Origin of the sequence: Cupriavidus oxalaticus (assembly GCF_038900635.1) — a bacterium.
GTDB lineage: Bacteria > Pseudomonadota > Gammaproteobacteria > Burkholderiales > Burkholderiaceae > Cupriavidus > Cupriavidus oxalaticus_B.
The window spans coordinates 110,664-131,192 of sequence record NZ_JAYMRX010000020.1 but is presented as its reverse complement, the minus strand read 5'-3'; the positions used below and the strand labels follow the sequence as shown (position 1 = coordinate 131,192).

General features: G+C 68.6%; 14 protein-coding genes. 6 read left to right on the top strand and 8 right to left on the bottom strand.

The annotated features are described in order from the left end of the window. Positions 1–49: 49 nt before the first annotated feature. The 4 genes from pbpC to VSR71_RS26070 all read right to left on the bottom strand — a co-directional run bounded on the left by pbpC (position 50) and on the right by VSR71_RS26070 (position 9,725). Positions 50–2,311 carry a penicillin-binding protein 1C gene (gene pbpC / locus VSR71_RS26085; RefSeq protein WP_428979460.1) on the bottom strand — a complete coding sequence of 754 codons (2,262 nt, stop codon included), beginning with the start codon at positions 2,309–2,311 and terminating at the stop codon, positions 50–52. Continuing rightward, positions 2,308–3,012, bottom strand: coding sequence for a lysoplasmalogenase (locus VSR71_RS26080; RefSeq protein WP_342916667.1), 705 nt, complete (start codon positions 3,010–3,012; stop codon positions 2,308–2,310). The genes pbpC and VSR71_RS26080 overlap by 4 nt, the downstream gene beginning before the upstream one ends. Further along, on the bottom strand, positions 3,009–9,095 hold the full coding sequence (locus VSR71_RS26075) for an alpha-2-macroglobulin family protein (protein ID WP_342916666.1): 6,087 nt from the start codon (positions 9,093–9,095) through the stop codon (positions 3,009–3,011). Before VSR71_RS26075 ends, VSR71_RS26080 begins: the two co-directional genes overlap by 4 nt. A gap of 144 nt (positions 9,096–9,239) precedes the next feature. Continuing rightward, a complete protein-coding gene (locus VSR71_RS26070; RefSeq protein WP_029046491.1) occupies positions 9,240–9,725 on the bottom strand; it encodes an Lrp/AsnC family transcriptional regulator in 486 nt (161 codons plus the stop codon). 184 nt (positions 9,726–9,909) lie between these two features. Between VSR71_RS26070 and phhA the strand changes: the two genes are divergently transcribed. The 4 genes from phhA to VSR71_RS26050 all read left to right on the top strand — a co-directional run bounded on the left by phhA (position 9,910) and on the right by VSR71_RS26050 (position 13,876). Next, entirely contained in the window at positions 9,910–10,830 is a 921-nt protein-coding gene (gene phhA / locus VSR71_RS26065; RefSeq protein ID WP_428979464.1) for a phenylalanine 4-monooxygenase, read from the top strand. Positions 10,831–10,973: 143 nt separating this feature from the next. After that, positions 10,974–11,279, top strand: a complete 306-nt coding sequence (locus tag VSR71_RS26060; protein WP_029046489.1) for a 4a-hydroxytetrahydrobiopterin dehydratase — start codon at positions 10,974–10,976, stop codon at positions 11,277–11,279. Positions 11,280–11,429: 150 nt separating this feature from the next. Beyond that, positions 11,430–12,134, top strand: a complete 705-nt coding sequence (locus VSR71_RS26055; protein WP_115678953.1) for a response regulator transcription factor — start codon at positions 11,430–11,432, stop codon at positions 12,132–12,134. A gap of 83 nt (positions 12,135–12,217) precedes the next feature. After that, positions 12,218–13,876, top strand: coding sequence for a sensor histidine kinase (locus VSR71_RS26050; RefSeq protein ID WP_342916664.1), 1,659 nt, complete (start codon positions 12,218–12,220; stop codon positions 13,874–13,876). A gap of 13 nt (positions 13,877–13,889) precedes the next feature. On the opposite strand, the gene VSR71_RS26045 is transcribed toward VSR71_RS26050, so the two are convergent. After that, positions 13,890–14,390, bottom strand: coding sequence for an SET domain-containing protein (locus tag VSR71_RS26045; protein ID WP_342916663.1), 501 nt, complete (start codon positions 14,388–14,390; stop codon positions 13,890–13,892). Between the two features lie 1,044 nt (positions 14,391–15,434). Between VSR71_RS26045 and VSR71_RS26040 the strand changes: the two genes are divergently transcribed. Both VSR71_RS26040 and VSR71_RS26035 read left to right on the top strand, forming a co-directional pair. Beyond that, entirely contained in the window at positions 15,435–15,713 is a 279-nt protein-coding gene (locus tag VSR71_RS26040) for an HU family DNA-binding protein (protein WP_012354324.1), read from the top strand. Between the two features lie 250 nt (positions 15,714–15,963). Next, positions 15,964–16,959 (top strand): DUF2272 domain-containing protein, encoded by a 996-nt coding sequence (locus VSR71_RS26035; protein ID WP_342916662.1) that lies wholly within the window; start codon positions 15,964–15,966, stop codon positions 16,957–16,959. 90 nt (positions 16,960–17,049) lie between these two features. On the opposite strand, the gene dinB is transcribed toward VSR71_RS26035, so the two are convergent. The 3 genes from dinB to VSR71_RS26020 form a co-directional block, all read right to left on the bottom strand. Then, entirely contained in the window at positions 17,050–18,129 is a 1,080-nt protein-coding gene (gene dinB, locus VSR71_RS26030) for a DNA polymerase IV (protein WP_342916661.1), read from the bottom strand. 47 nt (positions 18,130–18,176) lie between these two features. Continuing rightward, positions 18,177–19,079 carry an EamA family transporter RarD gene (gene rarD, locus VSR71_RS26025; protein WP_342916660.1) on the bottom strand — a complete coding sequence of 301 codons (903 nt, stop codon included), beginning with the start codon at positions 19,077–19,079 and terminating at the stop codon, positions 18,177–18,179. A 119-nt stretch (positions 19,080–19,198) separates the two neighbouring features. Then, on the bottom strand, positions 19,199–20,335 hold the full coding sequence (locus VSR71_RS26020; protein ID WP_342916659.1) for a TRAP transporter substrate-binding protein: 1,137 nt from the start codon (positions 20,333–20,335) through the stop codon (positions 19,199–19,201). Positions 20,336–20,529 lie beyond the last annotated feature (194 nt).

Below are 20,529 nucleotides of genomic sequence, written 5' to 3'. Positions count from 1 at the left end.
CCGGCTGGATGGTGAAGCGGCCATTATGCGCGACGGCCGCGCAGCGAAGTCAGCGCCTGGCAGGCGCAGAAGGCGCGGATGGCGCGGATGGCGCGCGCACCGATGCGCCACGCACCTCGATGCCGATCCGGTCCACGACCTTGCCTGCCGCGTCTAGTAGTTCCACCTGATGGCGGCCCGGCCATGGCAGCCACGCCACCTCCGCGCCGCGGCCGAGCGGCTTGCCGTCCATGCGCCAGCTGACCGCGCGCGCGGACTGGCCGGCGACGCCTTCCGCCTGGAACCAGACGCGCTGCGACGCGGGGGGCATGTCGGGGTCGAGCGCGAACACGGTGCCGTTGGCCGGATTGGCGATCGCCGGAGAGGTGCCGGCCGCCGCCGCGGGCTTGCTCACGCTGACGCGCGAGATTGCCATACCGGCGAGGAACACCTCCTCCCGCGCGGGCTCGAGGCCATCATCGAAACTCACGGCCACGCGTTGCACGCTCGCGGGCATCTCCGGCGCGCGGCTGCCTTGCGCGCGGTGCAGCGCTTCCATGACTTCATGCCACACCGGCGCCGCGCCGGAGACCCCGGAAACGTCGCGCATGGCCGCGCCGCTGGCGTTGCCGACCCACACACCCACGGTATAGCGCTGCGACCAGCCGATGCACCAGTTGTCGCGCATGTCCTTGCTGGTGCCGGTCTTGACCGCGGTCCAGAAGCGCGTGGTCAGCGGGCTGTCGAGGCCGAAGGTGCGGGCACGGGCGTGACGGTCGGCGAGGATATCGCCGATCACGTAGCTCGCGGCCGGCTGCATGACCGCGACCGGCGCAGCCACAGGCGCACCTTCGCGCAGCCGCGGCGGCGCATAGCGCCCGCCGCTCGCGAGCGCGCGGTAGGCATTGGTCAGCGCCAGCAGCGACACGTCGGCGCTGCCCAGCGCCAGGCTGTAGCCGTAGTAATCGCCCGCCTCGGTCAGCGGCAGGCCCAGCGCTACCAGCCGCTTGTGGAAGCGGTGCGGAGTCACCATCACCAGCGTGCGTACCGCCGGCACGTTCAGCGATGCCGCCAGCGCCGCCCGCGTGCTGACCCAGCCGGCGTAGCGGTGGTCGTAGTTCTGCGGCACATACAGTCCGCCGCCCACCGGCAGGTTCACCGGCCGGTCGTCTAGCAGCGACGCCGCGGTCAGGCGCCGTTCCTCCAGCGCCTGCGCGTACAGGAAAGGCTTGAGCGTCGAGCCGGCCTGGCGCAGCGCGGCGGCGTGGTCGACCTGCGCGGCCGACGACAGTGCGCCGGACGAACCCACATAGGCAAGCACGTCGCCGCTGGCGTTGTCGATCACCACCACCGCGCCATCCTCGACATGGCGCCCGGCCAGCTCGCGCAGGTGCCGGTCGAGGCTTGCTGCCGCCACGCGCTGCAGGCGGCCATCGAGCGTCGATACGATGCGCGCGGGCATGAGCGCGCCCGGCGCCAGCTGCGCGCGCGCGTCGCTGACCAGCCGGCGTGCGAGATGCGGGGCAAGCTGCTGCGCCGTGGCAGGCGCCAACGCCGTGGCGTTACGCTGCGCCACCGGCCCGGTGCGCAGCAGCGCCAGTTGCGCGTAGCCTTCCAGCCCTTCGCATTGGCGCGGCAACCGCATTTCGCGCAGGATGCCGCAGGCCCGGCGTGCCACCTGCACGGCCGGCGCATTGGGCGCGCGCACCAGCGCCACCGCCAGCGCCGATTCGCGCGCATCGAGCCCTTCCGGGTACTTGCCGAACAGCACTTGCGACATCGCCGACAGCCCGACCAGTTCGCCGCGGAACGGCACCAGGTTCAGGTACGCCTCAAGTATCTGGTCCTTGCTCCAGCTGCGCTCCAGCATCGCCGCGCCCGCGGCCTGGCCGACCTTCTGCGTGAAGCTGCGCCCCTGCGCCGCCGCGCCCGGCCGGCGCAGGTCGTCGTCCAGCAGTCCGGCCAGCTGCATGGTCAGCGTGGAGGCGCCGCGCGTGCGCGTGTTCCACAGGTTGGCCCACGCCGCCGCGGCCACACCCTGCCAGTCGACCCCGCTATGCGCGTAGAAGCGCCTGTCTTCCGACAGCACGATGGCCGTGCGCAATGCCGGCGAAGTCTGCGCCAGCGTGACCCAGTCGCCGCGGCGCGCGCGGAAATCGTCGCGTACGCGGCCGACCACGTCGCCGTGGCGGTCCAGCACCACCACGTCGGCGCTGCGCCAGTCGTCGCGCACCTGCGCGAAAGCCGGCAGCGCGGCGGCGTGACCGCTCCACAGCAGCGGCAGCAGCGCCAGCCACGCCAGCCGCGCGCCGCGCCCCTTCATGAGCCTCATGGCTGAGACCGTCCCGACACGATGCCCGCCACCAGCAGCACCTGCGCCGCGGCATAGGTCCACCAGATGCCCAGCGCGAAAGTCTCGAACGGCACCAGGAAACGCGCGATGCCGATCATCATGTCCGACGCGGCAAAGCACAGCGCGCCCAGCGCCGCCAGCGGCGTCGGCAGTCGCGCCACCAGCGCGCTGCACGCCATCGCCGCCAGCACACCCACATACAGCGACACGGGCACCGCCAGCGTGCCGAGATTGGGCCAGAAGCGGCCCAGCATGGTTCCGGCCACGCCCAGCATGGCGCCGCATGCGATCAGCCGGTGCGGGCGCAGGTCGCCGGCCAGCGGCACCAGCAGCCGCAGGTACGCAAGGTGCGCGAGCAGGAAGGCTCCCAGCCCGCCCACGAACGAAAACGACAGCACGGGCACCGCCAGCAGGAAATCGCCAATGGCCGAGCACACCAGCGCCGTCACCAGCCAGCGCCGTTCCGGCAGCGGCCGGTGGAACCACGCGGCGCGCGCCAGCAGCAACGCCATCGCGGTCTTCCACAACGGCTGCATGGCGATCTGCCCGGTCAATGGCGCTCCCTCGGGCAGCTCCATCGACACCTGTACCAGCAAGGCGCCATAGATCACGCCCGCCAGCGCACCCGCGAGCCACCACTCGCGCACCCGCGCCGGCATCCTGAGCGCGATCCAGCTCATGGGCGTGCCCCGACCACCAGCCGCGCGTTCGGCGCCACGCCGAACACATCGGGCGCATACATCGCTTCGACGCGCGACGGCGGCAGCGAGAACTCGCCGGCGTTGTTCAGGCGCACCGTGTACTCGACCGACACCGTGCCCTTGGGCAGGTAGCCGAAGTACTCGCGATAGGCCTGCGGTGTGCGTTCGGTGTAGGCCGGCCAGGCCACGCCCTGGCGCCGCTCGCCGCGCGTGGCGATCTGGGAATCGCGGCCCAGGCCGCTGCCGAGAATGGTGGCGCCGGCTGGCACCGGGTCGCTGACCACCACCCAGGTCATGTCGGCCTGCGCATCGATCTCGAGCTTGACGCGGTAAACGTCGCCGCGCGACCACTTGCCCGACACGGCCTGCTCCTGCGGCGTGACGGTGCGCCTGATGCGGTAGCCCGCCGCCAGCGGCGCGGTGACCGGCACCGCGGCCAGCGCCTGTACCGTCGCCCACGGATGGCCGGCGCCGGCCTGCTCGACCTGCAGCGTGCCGCCGTCCGCGCCCGCCGGCCACGGCAGCTCGACACTGCCCTGCGCCACGCCGTCGTTGCGCTGCGCACGGGCCCAGTCGAAGCTGCGCGTGGCGTCGGCGGCGTTGCTCACCGAGACGCGCGTGCTGCCCGCCACCGGCGTCTTCTCGAACACCTGCGCGAAGCGCGTCACCGCCAGCATGCCCCACGCATTGGCGGTGGTGGTGCCCCAGGCGCCGCGCACCTGCCGGCCGATCAGGCCGGTGGCCAGCTGCGGCGCATCTTCCTTCCAGCCCGGCAGTTCGGCGGCCAGCGCCAGCAGCCGCGCCGCATTGGTATCGCCGCCGGCCATCATCCACCACCAGTTGTCGTTGCGCTCGGTGGAGAACGCCAGCCGCGTGCCCTGTACCGTCAGGCGCGAGCGCAGCAGCTGCTGCGCCTCGGCCAGCCGCTGCTCGCGCTGCGGGATATCGGCCATGCGCGTCAGCAGCAGCGTCCAGTCGAGCAGCGCCGAGGTCGGCCACTGCGCCGGCAGGATCTGGATCGCATCCAGCATGCGCGCCTGCGCGTGGCCGGTGCGCGACAGCGCTTCGAGCGCGGCCAGCTTGCGCGCCTCCAGGTATTGCGTGCCGCCCACCGGCGACCAGCTGTCGCGGCGGATGCGGCCTTCGACGAAGTCGGCCAGTCCGCGCTCCATCTGCGCGCGCTGCGCGTCGGGAATGCGTAGCGCCAACCCGGCGCGCGCGGCCTCGTCGGTCACCGCAAGCAGGTAGGCCGTCAGCACCTCGCTGCCATAGTCGCTGTCCGAAGCCAGCGGGAAATACGAAGCCAGCCCGTTGGCATCGAGGTATGACGGCAACTGCGTCATCAGCGCTTCCCACGCGGCCGAGTCGTTCAGGCCGATCGCCTTCGACGCACGCTGTTCCAGGCAGGTGAACGGATAGTTGCGGAACCATTCGCGCACGCCCGGCATGCCGCCCGCCAGCGACGACTGGAAGTTCACCTGCAGCCCGCCGCGCACCTTGCCGGCAGGATCCGCCAGCGCCCCCGGCGGCGCCTTGACCGGCACCGACAGCGACGGCGCCACCTGCGCCAGCGTGGCCTGCTGCACCGTCACCGGTACCGCGGGGACGATCTGCTGCGAGACCTTGATGCGGTCGCCGGCATTGCCGCCGCCCTGCTCGCTCGCCTGCACTTCCCACATCACGGTACCGCTGCGCGCATACGCCAGCAGCGTGGGCGCGGTCACGTCCCAGCCGATCTCGCGCGCTTCACCCGCCGGAATCTGCACGGTCTGCGCCGGCAGCGTGCCATCGTTGCCGAGCAGCGTGGCGCGCGCGCTCGCCTGCACCGTCATGGCGCGCTTCGTGGTATTGCGCAGCGTGAACATGGCGCGGTAGCGGTCGTCCTCGCGCACCAGCAGCGGCAGGCCCGAGATCACCTGCAGGTCCTGCGTGGCGGCGATGGTGGCACTGCCGGTACCGAAGCGGCCCACGCCCAGGTCGGCCACCGCGACGATGCGGAAGCTGGTCAGCGAATCGTTGAGCGGCACTTCCAGGCTGGCGCGTCCTTCGGCATCGAGCTGCACGCGCGGGTTCCACAGCAGCAGCGTGTCGAACAGCTCGCGCGTCGGGCTCTTGCCGCCGCCACCGCCGGCTGGCACCGCCTTGCGCCCGTAGTGGCGGCGCCCAATGATTTCCATCTGCGCGGTCGAGGTTTCCACGCCATAGCCGCGCCGCTGCAGCATGGCATCAAGCAGGTCCCAGCTGGTGTTGGGCATCAGCTCCAGCAGAGCCTGGTCGACCGCGGCGAGCGCGACTTCGCCATTGGCGGCCGGCTTGCCGTCGGGCAACCTGACCTGGATCGCCACGCGCGCCTTGCCGCGCACGGGATAGGTGGTCTTGTCGGGAGTCACCGCGACATCGAGCCGATGTCCGGCATTGCCCACCCTGATCTCGGCCAGCCCGAGCCGGAACGCCGGCTTGGACAGGTCGACCAGTGCCGTCGGCGCGGCATATTCGCGGCCTTCGCTGCGGAAGGCGCGCCACCACTCGCCAGGCTGGCGCCAGCCCCAGGTAAAGAACGAATACCACGGCACTTCATGCAAGCGCCCGCGCAGCGCCAGCACCGAGACGTAGGCATTGGGCCCCCACTCCGGCTTGACCTGCACGCGCACCGTGGGGTCGCTGCCATGCAGCTCGACCACCTGGGTCTGGTAGATGCCCTCGCGCTCCACCGCCACCAGCGCGGTGGCGTGGCGGAACGGCATGCGCACCTGAAACACCGCGGTATCTCCAGGGGCGTAGGACTTCTTCTCCGGCAACAGGTCGATGCGATCGTGGTTCTCGCCGCCGAACCACAGTTCGCCCTGGCGCGTGACCCATACCGTCGAAGCGGCCTGCGCGGTGCGCCCCTCCTTGTCGCGCGCGCTTGCCACCAGCTCGACCTGGCCGGCCTGCTCCAGCGCCACCTCGCAGCGCGCGCGGCCCTGCGCATCGGTGCGGGTCTCGCACACGGTGCCGAGGTCGCGCGTCTCGGTGCGGTTGTCATAGCGGTAGAAGCCGCCGACCACGCGCTTGCGCGCCGAGGTGGTGATGCGCGCGCGCGCATTGAGCTTGACCGGGGCATCGGCCACCGGCTTGCCGTTGAGATCCAGCACCACGCCGTGCACCGCCAGCTTTTGCTTCACCGAGACCCAGCCTTCGGTACGGATGCCGACCACCACGCCGGCCGGCCACAGCGGCACGGTCTGGCGCAGCGTCTGGATCTCGCCGTTGGGGTCGGCGAAGCCGGCTTCGAGCACCAGGTCGCGCGGCGCGTCGGTCTTGGGCAGCTTGCGCAGCGTGACGGTGCCGTTGCCGTTCTTGTCCAGCGTCAGCGGCAGCTTGTCCGCCACCAGTTTCTGACCGTCGTCGGCCTGGTCCGCATCATCCATTTCCTCGTCGCCGCTGTCGCTTTCGCGTTGCGGACGCGGGGGGTTGAACGAGAACTCGTCATAGCCGGGGAAGCTGACGCTCCTGTCGCGCAGCAGCGCCGATACGCGCACCGGCAACCCGGCCGCGCCGCCGCCCGACAGGTAGTGGATTTCCACGCCGACCGGCAGCTCGGCCGGCGCGATCGCGGCGCCGGCCTTGTCGGCCAGCTGCAGCGTGCCGGCAAGCACCGGCAGGCGGAACGCTTCGACGCGGAAGCTGCCGCTGGGATAGGTACGCGAGCCTTCGTTGCGGGCGTCCGCGCCCCCACCCTGCTGCGTCTGCTGCGATTGCTGCGTTTCCAGCTCGACGGTATAGACGCCGAGCTTGGCCGCGGGCGGCACCTGGAACGTGCTTTCCGCGCTGCGCCCGCCCGTGGCCGTCTGGCGCCACTGCAGCGGCAGCTCGTAGGTCTGGCCGCTGCCGTCGTGGCGGATCACCACGCGCGTCGGCAGCGGGCGGCTCGCCGGCGGCAAGGCAAAGCCCTGCTCGGTCTCGGTGCGGATCAAATGCTTCATCGACACGGTCTCGCCGGCGCGCAGCAAGGTACGGTCGAAGATGGTATGCGCGCGCACCGTCGGCGCGGTGCTGGTGTCGGTGGGCACGTTGAAGCGCCAGGATTCGATGCCGCGGTTCCAGTCCGACATCACGAAGGCCATGTCGGCCTTGCCGCGCGCCTGCGGATGTCCGGCGGCGATGCGCGCCGACACAAAATATCCGGACAGCCCGTTCTGGTCACAATTCGACTCCGGCACAGCTTCCAGTCTGGCAAAGCGCACCACGCCGCTCGCGTCGGTGCGGCCCTCACCCAGCAGGCGCCCGCTGCAGTCGCGCACCGCGACGGCGGCGTCGGCCACCGGCTTGCCGTCGTCGAGCGCCGTGACCCACGCCAGGCCGCTGCGGCTGCCGTCGTCCTCGTTGCCCGGGCTGCGTCCCAGCTTGAAATGCACGCCCAGGTTGGTCACCAGCGCAGCGGTGCGCACGAACATCGGCGCGCGCTTGCCGAGCAGCGCCTCGCCCAGCATCGGCGAAGCGATCTCGATCACGTGGAAGCCCGGCTCGGGCAGCGGGATGCCGACCACCTCGAACGGCCGCGGGCCGTCGCCCGATGGTTTGGGTACGGCCAGCTTCTGCACGCCGGGCGCGCGCTCGAGCAACGACACCGAGCGCGTCTCGATCGGCACCGCGTTGCGCGGGTTGCTGACGCGGTATGGCGAGCGGCCCGCCAGCACCGCGTCGAGCTCGCCACGGGTATAGCTGGCCTCATGCATGCGGCGCACCAGGCCGAGCCATTGCATCACCGCGGCATCGTCGTCCACGCGCAGCTTCATCACCGTGCCGGCACGCGCCTGGATGCCACGCACGGCCAGGTCGGCCTCGACATTGCGCAGCGTTACCGGCAACAGCGGCGGATAGTCGGCGGGCGCCTTGCCGCGCGGCAGCTCGCCGAAGCGCTCCACCACGCCGAACGGCGCGGCGGCGAACTTGGCCAGCGGCGGCATGGACGCCGTGGCGACCTTGAGGGGGAACAGGTCGGCATTGGACAGTGTGCGACCGCTGTCGTCCTTCAGATTCCTTGGTACCTCGATGGTGAACTGCGCCTTCTCGGCGAACGGTGCGGCGAAGGTCAGCGCGCTGACGCTGGCATCCGGGGCCAGGTCGGGATCGAACCGCGGCGCGCGCGGGCCGGACGGTGTTTTCAGCACCACCTGCTCGGCCTGCTTGCGCGGCACCGGCGCCGAGAACGTGACCGACATCGGCCGCAGCGGCGTGCACGGCGATTGCGCGTGCTCGCGCTCGCAGCTGAAGCTGGCGGTAAAGGGCTCGCGCACGGTGTAGTCGAAGCGGCGCTCGTCGCGCGTGGCCACACCCGACGGCGTGGCGATGCCCGCGCCTAGCACCAGTTGCACGCGCGCCGCGGCCGGCAGCCGCTGCTGGCAGGCAAGCAGGTGCACGGCATCGGGCGCGGGCTTGGCCAGCCTGGTCCAGTGGATTGCCGCGAGCAGGTCGTCGCGTTCCTTGCCGGTGAGCAACCGCACGGGGATGCGTTCGCCCAGCCCTTGCGCCTGGCACCAGGCGTGCTCGCGTACCGACGCCGGCGTGGCCGGGCCGTTGAAGCGCAGCGCGAAGACCTGGTCTTCCTCGATCTCGCCGCCGGACGGCCGACTGGCGATCACGGTCGGGCCGCCGGTCTCGAAGCGGTATTCCGGCTTACCGGCATAGGCGGTGCCGGCAACGCTTTTCAGCCCGGTGCGCATGCGCACGCTGCAGCGCACGCCGGGCGGCAGATCGCTGGCGAAGTCATAGACCCAGTTCCGTGCGTCGACCCAGCGCGCCTGGCCGCTGGTGCTGGCGCCGGTGCAGGACACGGCGGCGGGCGCTGCGGCCTGCACGTCGCCCATCGGCACCATGGCCTCGTCGAAGCGGATCGCCACCTGCCTGACCTGCCCCACCGTGCCTTCCGGCGAAAAGCGGGTGACCTGGGCTGCCCCGGCGGGCTGGATGCCGGCAAGCAGCGCGAGCGCGCCGCCCAGCGCCAATGCCGCGGCGCATGACGCGCGCGCTGGCTGCTTCCTGCCAAGGTCCCGACCGGCTCCGGCAACGATTCCCTTCATCCTGCCATCCTCCCTTTTCCGCCACTTTGTGGCACCCGGCGAGGGTGACACGCACGCCACAGGAGTGCAAGGCCGCGCGCAATCCTGAAAGACACCCCGGGAAAGGATTGAATGCCGGATTCAGTGCCGACCCCGAGTTCCGGCTCAGCGCAGGTGCGACAGCGGCAAGGCCCCCTCGCACTTGATCGCGGTCAGCACGATATTGGAACGCACGCTCTCCACGCCGGGCACCCGCATCAGCCGCTTCATGGTGAATTCCGCCAGCGTGGGCAGGTCCGGCACGACCACGCGGATCAGGTAATCGGCCTCGCCCGCCACCGAGTAGCACTCCTGCACCTCTTCCAGCAGCAGGATTTCCTCGCGGAAGCGCTCGACGATGGTGTCGCCGTGGTGCGCCAACTTGACGCTGATAAAGACCAGCACGCCCAGCCCCAATGCCTGGGTCGACAGGCTGACGCGGTAGCCGGTGATGACGCCATCGGCTTCGAGCCGCGCCAGGCGGCGGCCGACCTGGCTGGGCGACAGGTGCACGCGCTCGGCCAGTTGCTGGTGGGTGGAGCGGCCGTCGGCCTGCAACGCTGCCAGCAGGGCCAGGTCGAAGGGGTCGAGAGAGACGCTTTGGGCAGTCATACACAAATTCCGCACTGAGTCATCGCATCACGCACGTTACATGCACGGTCGACTCGACACAAGCTGATTTTGCGGCATATATGCGGCATACCGTCACTAAACTACGCAGTAAATCCGCATCCCAAGCTGCCGCGCCGCAGCGACCACGCATAACAGGAGACACAAACCCATGTCCGCACCCGCCATGGCCGCCACCGAAGCCCCCGCCGCCTTCCAGGGCACCCTCACCGACAAGCTGCGCGAACAGTTCGACGAAGGCCTGCTGTCCGGCCAGGCGCTGCGCCCCGACTTCACCATCGAGCAGCCGGTGCACCGCTACACCAGCACCGACCACGCCATCTGGCGCAAGCTGTACGAGCGCCAGGCGTCGATGCTGCAGGGCCGGGTCAGCGACGAATTCCTGCAGGGCCTGGCCACGCTGGGCATGGAGAAGGACCGCGTGCCGGATTTCGGCCAGCTCAACGAGACCCTGATGCGCGCCACCGGCTGGCAGGTGGTCGCCGTGCCCGGTCTGGTGCCGGACGAGGTGTTCTTCGAGCACCTGGCCAACCGCCGATTCCCGGCCAGCTGGTGGATGCGCAAGCCCGAGCAGCTGGACTACCTGCAGGAGCCGGACTGCTTCCACGACGTGTTCGGCCACGTGCCGCTGCTGATCAACCCGGTCTTTGCCGACTACATGGAGGCCTACGGCAAGGGCGGCCTGAAGGCGGCCGGCATGGGCGCGCTCGACATGCTGTCGCGCCTGTACTGGTACACGGTGGAGTTCGGCCTGATCCGCACCGGGCAAGGGCTGCGCATCTACGGCGCGGGCATCTTGTCGAGCCAGGGCGAATCGATCTACAGCCTCGATTCGGCCAGCCCCAACCGGATCGGTTTCGACGTGCGCCGCATCATGCGCACGCGCTACCGCATCGACACCTTCCAGAAGACCTACTTCGTGATCGACAGCTTCGAGCAGCTGTTCGACGCGACCCGGCCGGACTTCGCTCCGCTGTACCAGGAACTGCGCGCGCAGCCCACGCTGGGCGCCGGCGACGTGGTGCCGGGCGACCAGGTGATCAACGTCGGTACCCGCGAAGGCTGGGCCGACACCGACGACATCTGAGTCCGAGGACACCTGCCGCGCTTCCCGCTTTGTGAAACAATGCCGGCATGCCCGCCGCCACGGCGCGGGCGGGCCGGCTGTCCGCTTTGGCGGCGTCCTTGGACGCTGCTTGCCGATTTCCCAAGACCCAGATCGAGCCCACCATGACCCCTCTGTCCCCGCAAGCCCGAGCCACGCTGCTCGCCGAACTGCCCGGCTGGACCACCGTCCAGGACCGCGACGCGATCTTCAAGCGCTTTACCTTCCATGACTTCAATGCCGCCTTCGGCTTCATGACGCGCGTCGCGATCCAGGCCGACAAGGCCGACCACCATCCCGAGTGGTTCAACGTCTACAACCGCGTCGACATCACGCTGTCGACGCACGACGCCAACGGCCTCACGCAGCGCGACATCGACCTGGCCCACTTTATCGAGCGCGCCGCGGCGGCACTGGTAGTGCCTGACTGAGACCCGGCACGGCAGCAGATATCCGGGCGGATGTAGGCAAACCGTAAGGAAGCAGCGGTCCGCGCCTAGTACAATCTGCGGCAGGCCCGCACCTGCGTGTGCTGCATGGGCCCTCCTTCCAGCCATGCCCAACCTCCTGCCCGAGCCGCCATGCGTATCCTGCTGATCGAGGACGACCGCCAGATTGCCAGCGGCGTCGAAGCCGGCCTGTCCCGCGCCGGCCACCAGGTACGCGTCGTTCACGACGGCGTCTATGCCACCGAACACCTGCTGCGCGAGCAGCACGACCTGGTCATCCTAGACCTGGGCCTGCCCGGGATCGACGGCATGACCCTGCTGGCGCGCTACCGCGCCCGCAACCGCACTACCCCGGTCATCATCCTGACCGCGCGCGACGAGCTGGAAGACAAGCTCTCGGGCCTGAACGCCGGTGCCGACGACTACCTGATCAAACCCTTCGCCCTGCCCGAGCTGGAAGCGCGCGTGCGCGTGCTGCTGCGCCGCAGCCAGCATGGCGAGGCGGCGCCCGAGCGCGACGTGCGCCTGGGCCGCCTGCGCCTGTCCGGCAACGACCGCCGCATGTTCATCGACGCCCGGCCGCTGGAACTGTCGCCGCGCGAGTTCGCGGTGCTCGAGCTGCTGCTGCAGCGCCAGGGCCGCGTGGTCAGCAAGGCGCAGCTGCAGGACCACCTGGCCACCTTTGCCCACCCCGCCGGCGAAGGCGGCGATACCGTGGGCGACACCGCGATCGAGGTCTACGTGCACCGCGTGCGCAAGAAGCTCGAGGACAGCGATGTCGAGATCATGACCGTGCGCGGCTTCGGCTACCTGCTGCAGATCCGCGCCGGCCAATGAAAGCGTTCCAGCCGCTTGCGCCGCCCGGCGCACGGCCCTGATCCCCGGCCCGGTTTCTGGCCCCGATTCCGGCGCAACTGGCAATGTGGCCCCGCTCCCGCACATCCACCCGGATTTCCTGGCGCACTTCGTCCCGCATCGCAACGCGGAACGTGCTGCCATCCTCCGCCGCGGCTGACAACACAGGCGCCGCGCCCGCATCGACGCGCCAGGCCGCCCGCCCCGGCTCCAACATCAGCCTGCGCGTGCACCTGCTGCGCGCGCTGGCGACGCCGCTGTTCGCGCTGGTGCTGACCAGCGGCTCGCTGTCGTACTGGCTGGCGGCGCACTACACCACGCAGGTGTTCGACCGCGCGCTGTACGGCGTGGCCAACAACATCGCCCAGCAGATCCGCATTGCCGGCCCGCGGCTGGAGCAGGACATCCCGATGATCGCGCAGACGCTGGTCGAGGCCGAGGGCACCGACCGGATCTACTGGCGCATTCATGGGCCCGATGGCCTGATCGGCGGCATGGACACGTGGCTCGGCTACGGCACCGGCCAGACCACGCTGCACGATGCGCGGCTGTTCTACGCCTGGTTCAGCGGGCGCCAGGTGCGCGCGGTACGGCTGCCGGTGATGCTGCCCAGCGCCGCGGTGGACGAGCTCGGCACCAGCGAGGCCGGCAAGCCCGCGCGCGGGCCCATCGTGATCGAGGTGGCCGAGCTGCTGGACCGCCGCGAGACCGCCGCCAACGAGATCCTGCTGTCGGTGTCGGTGCCGCTGATCCTGCTGCTGCTGGTCGGCAGCCTGATCCTGTCGCACGTGCTCAAGGAAGAGCTGGTGCCGCTGCAGATCCTGGCCGACAAGCTCAACCGCCAGACCGCGCGCTCGCTGGCGGCGCTGGACGAGACCCAGGTGCCGGCCGAGGTGGCGCCGCTGATCCGCGGCCTGAACGCGCTGCTGGCGCGGCTGCGCGACGCCCTCGACGCGCAGCGCAAGTTCATCGCCGATGCCGCGCACCAGCTGCGCACGCCGCTGACGGCGGTCAAGCTCCATGCTGACCGCGCCATGGAAGCCGATTCTCCGGATGTCGTCCGGCATGCCCTGCGCGAAGTCCAGACCGCCGCCGACCGCGCAGTGCGGCTGTCGAACCAGCTGCTGTCGCTGGCGCGCGCCGAGCCTGGGCTGTCGCTGGAGCGGCTGGGGCCGGTCGAGCACTTCGACCTGGCCGAGCTTGCCTTCGAGATCGGCGCCGAATGGGTGCCGCAGGCGCTCGCGCGCCGCATCGACCTGGGTTTCGAGATCCTGCCCGGACCAACCTTTACCGGCAGCACGCCCGCGGTCGTGCGCGGCAACCGCCTGCTGCTGCGCGAGGCGCTGTCCAACCTGATCGACAATGCGGTGAAGTACGTGCCGGCCGGCGGCCGCATCACCGTGCGCGCCGGCGGCGAGGCCATGGGTCACCGCGGCATGGCGGTGGTGATGATTGAAGACAACGGGCCCGGCATCCCGCCGCAGCGGCGCGAAGAGGTATTCAAGCGCTTCTTCCGCGGCGACCGCGCGGCGCAGAGCGGCGGTGCCGGCCTGGGGCTGGCCATCGTGCACGAGATCGTGACCCTGCACCAGGGCACCATCCATATCGAGGATGTGCCGCAGCAGCCGGCCAGCGTGCGGGGCACTGACGGTACGCCGGCGCGCCGGCCGGTCATGCGCTTCGTGATCCGGATCCCGTGCGAGCCCGCAGGGTCGGCCGGCTGAAGCGCCTCCAGCCTTACTTCTTCTTTTTCTTGTCTTTCGGCGCCAGCATGGTGCCGCGGCATTGCGGACTGCCGCAGCGGCACTCGAATTCCTTCTTCAGCTTGGCCGTATAGCGCGCCTCGATCACCAGCCCGTAGTCATAAAACAGTTCTTCGCCCTGCACGATATCTCGCAGCGCGTGAATGAAGACGCGGCCCTTCTTCTCGCGCGCCTCGCAGTTCGGCTCGCAGGCGTGGTTGATCCAGCGCGCGCGGTTGCCGCCGAACTTGGCGTCGATGACGCTGCCGTCGTCCAGGCTGAAGTAGAAGGTGTGGTTGGGATCGCTGGGATCGTGCGGGTGGCGCTCCAGCGCCTTCTTCCACGAGATATGCTCGCCCTTGTACTCGATCACGCGCTCGCCTTCGGCGATGGGGGCAATCGCATATACGCCCTTGCCGTGCACGCCTGACTGGCGCACCTCGATCCGGTCGCTCGCTGTCTTCTTGCCAGCTGCCTTTTGCTTTGTGTCCGCCATTTGCCTTTCCCGTGCGTGTCGCTTGCCTGTGCCGGCCGTTCCGGCGCGATCGGCATGATACCGGCGTGGCCGCGGCACGTATACGTGACCCTGCGCGCGACGCCGCGTTAACGGCTTGCACACGCGCCGTGGCGGGTATACGGACCCTCCACGACCTCGCCACGTAAACCTGGCGCATGTGGATAACCCCGCCTCCTTCTGTGGAAAAGCACGCGGATTCGATGTGGGCTCCCTGGGGCTCGCATGGGGATGCCTCGGGCATAAGTCGGAGGCGTTTACCGCAAGACCTCATCCGTAAGGCTGACTCATCCACCGGGACCAACACTGGATACGACCACTTCTCGTTTACGTAAACCGTTGACGGCAAAGACGTTTACGTGGTTTTCCACAGGTAGAGGCGCTGTTTACCTACTACCACTATCTGTATACATGAAAGAAAGATGTAAACCGAAAGACAGACCCAGCGCAGGCGAAGGGCTCTCGGGCGTATACCGGTTTCCGAGGTCTGCCGTATACGCGCCGTCGAGCGATCGGATCCGGGGCATGCATGGGCCGAATACCAGCCTGCAAGGCGAGAGGCCTCGTGCCTGACTCGCATGCAACATAGTGCAGCTGAACTGTGAGGCTTCTGAAACGCGTGCAAGCGCGGTTTACGTGCCGCGGGCTTCCTCGGGCATCTGCCGGTATCGCCGAGGGCCTGTAAACGGCTCTGCAGCCGCTCTATGGCCTTGTAACGCCCCTCAGGGGCCAACCCTCAGGGCGGCAGCGGTGCGCTTTTACAGCCCCATGTGGTCGTCCCTGCGCTTGACACAAGGCGTTTGCGGCACAGCAGGAGGACCCCGGAAGCTGCCCTGCCGACGCGTCGATTTGCCGCCAGCCACGGCCTGAGGCGGCCTCGCGCAACACTGCGGGTAACAATCTGTTCCCGGTGCGCCTTGTCCGACACGGTATGATGTGGCCCGCGGCGTCTTTGCCGGAGCGGGGCCAGCCTGGCTGCCGCCAACCGGGACGCCTGTGTTTTATCAACTCGATACGGAGTGAAGCATGACGAAAACCGAACTGATCGACGCTATCGCAGCCGGTGTGGACGGTCTCACCAAGGCCAAGGCAGAACAGGCACTGAACGTGACCCTGTCGGCCATCATGGACGCCGTGGCCAAGGGCGATACGCTGAGCCTCATCGGCTTTGGCACGTTCAGCAAGGGCGAGCGTGGCGAGCGCATGGCGCGCAACCCGCGTACCGGCGAAGAAATCAAGGTGGAAGCCGCCAAGACCGTGAAGTTCAAGGCCGGCCAGAAGTTCAAGGACGCTGTCAACCAGTGAGCCTGACGGGCTGCACTGCACGGCCCGTGTTTGTTTGACCCCGCCATGCCGCCGCCGGCCGCAAGCTTCGAGCAGGGCGCAGGCGAGCGCCAGGCGGGGGACGTTATCCACAGCGGGGATCGACGTTTTCTGCAGTATCCGCCGCATCGCTGAAGCCATTGCCGAAGCGGTTGCGCGCCAGGTCTTCCAACAGGCGTCCAGGCAAGGCCGATGCAGGGCCGGACGGGGCGCCGAGCCATGTGGGGCTTCCATGTTCGCCCGTTCATCGCGCCGCAGATCTCCACAGTGTTATGCACAGCGCTTTCCACAGCGGATTCCACAGGTTTCTCCACAAGCCATTTGCGCCGCCGCGGCGCTGGCGCTGCTGAGCGCCTGCACCACGGTCAGCGAACCCGCGCGTCCGCAGGCGCGCCCGCTGCCCGACAACGAGCGGCCCGTCACCACGCCCGGCGCCACGGCGCGCGAGCGCATCGTCGAAATCGCCACGCAGGAATGGTCGCGCTGGGGCGGGCAGGTGGTGCGCCTGGGCCGCGACGACAGCGCCTGCGTTACCTACAGCCCGGTGCCGGCGCCAGAACTGCCCCCGGCCCTGCCTGAACCGCCGGAGGTGCAACCCGACGACAAGGCCGGTCCCGGAGCGCCTGCCAGCGGCACCAGCGCCGACACCGACAGCAACAGCGTCAAGTGGCCTCGCTCCGATTGCATGACCTTTCCGGACGGCACCGGCATGGAGGCCACGCCGGTGGGCTGCACGCTGGCCCGGCGCTACTGGGGCATCGTCGGCGAAACCCCCAACTGCGGGCAGGTCACGCAAGGCGCGTGGGCCTGGTCGGCGGTGTTTATCTCCTGGGTATTGCGCAAGGCGGGGCTGGACGAGCAACAGTTCCTGACCGGCCAGTCACATTCGATGTACGTGGTCGATGCACGCGACGGCATCCTGGCCCGTCCCGCCTTCCGCATCGAACCCGTACCGGCCATGCCCCGCCCGGGCGATATCGTCTGTTCCGGGCGCGGACGCGACCGCTACCTCGAGGATGTGGCCGAGATCGGCTTCGGCACCACGCCGATGCATTGCGACATCGTGGTGGCAGTCGATCCGGCGGGGCGGGTGGTGCGTGCCATCGGCGGCAATGTCCAGCAATCGGTATCGATGGAGGAAATCGAACTGGGCGATTCGGGGCGGATCGATGGCGTGACCAATTCGCATATGCCCTGGGTGCTGGTGATGCGGAGCAACCTGCAATAGGCGATGAAATAGGCGGTTAATCAATCAGTGCGAATAATTATTTAATGTAGAAATACCGCTTGTTGATTATTCGCGCGAATAATCCACGCGCTACTCGAACAGTTCGAGCTGCGACTGATCCCGGTCGCTGGTCGCCACCCCTACCCCCAGCAGCCGCACCGGCAGCCCGCGCCGGGCGTGGCCCTCTGCCAGCAGGCGCGCATAGACCGTGCGGTCGGGCGCATGGCCGCGGCATTCCACCGTGGTCTGGCGAAAGTCCGAAAAACGCAGCTTGACCGTCAGCTTGTCGATGGTGCCGTGTGCCTGCGCGCGGGCAATGCGCGCCTCGAGCATGTCGATCAGCGGCTCCAGTTCGGCCAGGCATGCCAGCAGGTCGGGCAGGTCGTCGGCATAGGTCTCTTCCACGCTGATCGACTTGCGTTCCCGCTCCGGCGTCACCTCGCGCTCGTCCACGCCGCGGCACAGCTTGTAGAGCCGCGTCCCGAACGCGCCGAATTCGCGGTGCAGCCGGTCCGGTGACCACGGCCGCAGGTCAGCGCAGGTCTCCGCACCCAGCCGCCGCAGCTTGGCAGCGGTGACCTTGCCGACCCCGTGGATGCGATCGACCGGCAGCGCGGCGACAAAGGCATCGACCGCCGCCGGGCGCACCACGAACAGCCCGTCGGGCTTGTTCCAGTCGCTGGCGATCTTGGCGACGAATTTGCTTGGCCCCACGCCCGCCGAAACGGTCACGCCGACCTGGTCGCGCACGCGCTGGCGGATTTCTTCGGCAATGCGGGTGGCGCTGCCCGCGTGGCGCGTGCACAGGCTGACGTCGAGATAGGCCTCGTCCAGGGACAGCGGTTCGACCAGCTCGGTGTATTCGCGATAGATCGCAAAGATCTGACGCGAGACCTCGCGATATTTGTCCATGGCCGGGCGCAGGATCAGCAGATCCGGGCAGCGCTTGACCGCTTGCGCCGACGCCATGGCCGAGCGCACGCCGAACGCACGCGCTTCGTAGTTGCAGGTGGCGATCACCCCGCGCCGGTCGGGCGAGCCGCCCACGGCCATCGGCCGGCCGCGCAGCGACGGGTCGTCGCGCATCTCGACCGAGGCATAGAAGCAATCGCAGTCGCAATGGATGATCTTGCGCTGGACCGGGGGCGTGGCATCAGGCGGCGCGGACATGGCCAGGCACCAGATTTATCTACATGAAGAATAAGCGACCCGTTGGTTTAAGTCGATTCATTAGTCGCCCGGATGGATTCCGCCTTTTGCCGGCTGTTCACCCACAACCCTTCCACTGCATACAGCGCCAGTGAAATCCAGATCAGCGCATAGCCAACCTGCTTCTGCGCGGGGAACGGTTCATGCCACAGCCACACGCCCAGCAGCAGCTGCAGCGTCGGCCCCGTGTATTGCAGCAGGCCCAGCAGCGACAGCGGGATGCGCCGCGCGCCGGCGGCGAAGAACAGCAGCGGTACCGCCGTCACCGGCCCGGCCATCAGCAGCAGCAGTTGCGTACCAGGTGCTGCGTGGGTGAAGCCATCCTGCCCCGTGGCGAACAGGTAGGCCAGCATCGCCGCGGCAAATGGAAACAGCAGCAGCGTCTCCAGCGACAGTCCTTCGAGCGCCCCCAGTGCCCCCGTCTTGCGCAACAGCCCATAGCCGCCGAAGCTGGCCGCCAGCCCCAGCGCGATCCAGGGCAACTGGCCCGCCGCCACCGTCAGCCATGCCACCCCGGCCGCGGCCACCACGATCGACAGCCATTGCACCGGGCGCAGCCGCTCGTGCAGGAAGACCACCCCCAGCAGCACGCTGAACAGCGGATTGATGAAGTAGCCCAGGCTGGCATCGACCACGCGGTTGGCCGACACCGCCCAGATATATAGGAACCAGTTGGCGCACAGCAGCGCCGCGCTGGCGCCGAACGACAGCAGCAGGCGCCGGTCCCACAACTGCCCCAGCCAGGACCACTGGCGCCGCCAGGCCAGGACCAGCCCCAGGAACACCAGCGACCAAACCATCCGGTGCAGCAGGATCTCCGTCGGCGCAATGCCGGGCAGCGATTTGATATAGAGCGGGAGCAACCCCCAGGCGACATAAGCCAGGAGCGCGTAAAGGATGCCGATTTGCATAGGGAATTCCGGTCGATGCCGGCGATTCTACCGGCGCCGGGGAAAGCTCGTCGGGCAACAAAAAACCCCATGCCCGCGGACAGACATGGGGTTTGTGCCCGGCACCGGCCGGAATGTGCTTAGAGCTTGCGCGCGAAGCTGAACTGCGAGTAAGCCTGCTCGGCCACGTTGAACCATGCCGCCTCGTTGTTGCGGAATACGCGCCAGTCGTCGTAGATCTTCTTGAACGACGGGTTCTTGGCGGTTTCGTCGGCGTAGGCTTCCTGGGTCGCCTTGAAGCACGCTTCCATGATCTCCTTGGAGAAGGGACGCAGCTTGACGCCGTTTTCCAGCAGGCGGGCCAGTGCCTGCGGGTTGACCGTGTCGTACTTGGCCATCATGGTAGTGTGGGCCTCGATGGTCGCCGTTTCCAGCGCGCGCTTGTACAGCGCCGGCAGCTTCTCGAACTCGCTGGCCGAGGCGTAGAACGACAGCTGCGCGCTGCCTTCCCACCAGCCCGGGTAGTAGTAGTACGGCGCCACCTTGTAGAAGCCCAGCTTCTCGTCATCGTACGGACCAACCCACTCGGCCGCATCGATGGTGCCCTTTTCCAGCGCCGGGTAGATGTCACCGCCGGCGATCTGCTGCGGCACCACGCCCAGGCGCGACAGCACCACGCCGGCGAAACCGGCGATACGGTACTTCAGGCCCTGCAGGTCGGCCACGGTCTTGATTTCCTTGCGGAACCAGCCGCCCATCTGTGCGTTGGTGTTGCCGCCCAGGAAGTTGACGACGTTGTATTCCTTGAAGAACTCGCGCATCAGCTTCATGCCGTTGCCTTGCAGCATCCAGGCGTTCTGCTGGCGCGCGGTCAGCCCGAACGGCACGGTGGTGTCGAAGCACAGCGTCGGGTTCTTGCCGAAGTAGTAGTAGCCGGCGGTGTGGCCGATCTGCACGGTGTTGTTCTGCACCGAGTCAAGCACCTGCAGGCCCGGCACGATCTCGCCTGCCGCGAAGACCTTGATGTTGAACTTGCCGTCGGTCAGTTCCTTCACGCGCGCCGACAGCAGTTCGGAAGCGCCGAAAATGGTGTCGAGCGACTTGGGGAAGCTCGATGCCAGGCGCCATTCCACGGCCGGGTTGCTGCCGACCACGGCCGGTGCTGCCGGACCGCTGGCGGCGGCAGGCGCCGCCTTCTCTTCACCCTTGCCGCACGCGGCCAGTGCCCCGGTGGCGGCCACGGCCGACGCCTTCAACAGAAAGGAACGACGTTCCATCTCTACTTCTCCTCTTATAGATTTTGGTTCGGATGCAAGCGCGCGGCTCGCTTGGTGCCGGCGCCGGACCGTGACGCACATGCCGCCGGCGATCGTGTCGATAGGCGGCCTGCGCACGCTGTGCCTGTTGCGAACGGGCACGGCGGCGTGCCCTGCTTGGCCGGGACTTGCGTCGCGCGGCGAGGGCTGTCTTA

Bases quoted from the DNA above. Each gene is read 5' to 3' on its own strand.
- VSR71_RS26045 (WP_342916663.1), bottom strand. From the start codon at position 14,390: ATGGCGGACACAAAGCAAAAGGCAGCTGGCAAGAAGACAGCGAGCGAC.
- VSR71_RS26080 (WP_342916667.1), bottom strand. From the start codon at position 3,012: ATGAGCTGGATCGCGCTCAGGATGCCGGCGCGGGTGCGCGAGTGGTGG.
- dinB (WP_342916661.1), bottom strand. From the start codon at position 18,129: ATGTCCGCGCCGCCTGATGCCACGCCCCCGGTCCAGCGCAAGATCATC.
- VSR71_RS26050 (WP_342916664.1), top strand. From the start codon at position 12,218: ATGTGGCCCCGCTCCCGCACATCCACCCGGATTTCCTGGCGCACTTCG.
- rarD (WP_342916660.1), bottom strand. From the start codon at position 19,079: ATGCAAATCGGCATCCTTTACGCGCTCCTGGCTTATGTCGCCTGGGGG.
- VSR71_RS26020 (WP_342916659.1), bottom strand. From the start codon at position 20,335: ATGGAACGTCGTTCCTTTCTGTTGAAGGCGTCGGCCGTGGCCGCCACC.
- phhA (WP_428979464.1), top strand. From the start codon at position 9,910: ATGGCCGCCACCGAAGCCCCCGCCGCCTTCCAGGGCACCCTCACCGAC.
- VSR71_RS26055 (WP_115678953.1), top strand. From the start codon at position 11,430: ATGCGTATCCTGCTGATCGAGGACGACCGCCAGATTGCCAGCGGCGTC.
- VSR71_RS26070 (WP_029046491.1), bottom strand. From the start codon at position 9,725: ATGACTGCCCAAAGCGTCTCTCTCGACCCCTTCGACCTGGCCCTGCTG.
- VSR71_RS26040 (WP_012354324.1), top strand. From the start codon at position 15,435: ATGACGAAAACCGAACTGATCGACGCTATCGCAGCCGGTGTGGACGGT.
- pbpC (WP_428979460.1), bottom strand. From the start codon at position 2,311: ATGAGGCTCATGAAGGGGCGCGGCGCGCGGCTGGCGTGGCTGGCGCTG.
- VSR71_RS26060 (WP_029046489.1), top strand. From the start codon at position 10,974: ATGACCCCTCTGTCCCCGCAAGCCCGAGCCACGCTGCTCGCCGAACTG.
- VSR71_RS26075 (WP_342916666.1), bottom strand. From the start codon at position 9,095: ATGAAGGGAATCGTTGCCGGAGCCGGTCGGGACCTTGGCAGGAAGCAG.
- VSR71_RS26035 (WP_342916662.1), top strand. From the start codon at position 15,964: ATGTTCGCCCGTTCATCGCGCCGCAGATCTCCACAGTGTTATGCACAG.